The sequence below is a fragment of the Holdemanella sp. DFI.5.55 genome (assembly GCF_020593575.1).
Lineage (GTDB): Bacteria > Bacillota_I > Bacilli_A > Erysipelotrichales > Erysipelotrichaceae > Holdemanella > Holdemanella hominis.
The window spans coordinates 1-237 of record NZ_JAJDMK010000371.1 but is presented as its reverse complement, the minus strand read 5'-3'; the positions used below and the strand labels follow the sequence as shown (position 1 = coordinate 237).

At 51.9% G+C, this 237-nt stretch carries 1 pseudogene; it reads left to right on the top strand.

The annotated features are described in order from the left end of the window. Positions 1 to 237, top strand: a pseudogene (locus LJE08_RS14460) (IMP dehydrogenase); the annotation flags it as partial.

Here is a 237-nt window from a genome sequence, read left to right as displayed (position 1 = left end):
GCATGGCAACTGGGCTTTGATTAAGATTCCTGGTCAGCCAGAAGACTATAGCGAAGGCATGATGAAGTCGTTTATGACGTTGGCCGACGTGATGGCAACTGGCTATCATGCCGCACGAACGGCTGAGGTTAAGCATGGCGATCGTGTTGTTGTCGTTGGTGACGGCGCGGTTGGTCAATGTGCCGTAATTGCTGCTAAAATGATGGGAGCCTCGCAGGTCGTTATCATGAGTCGTCA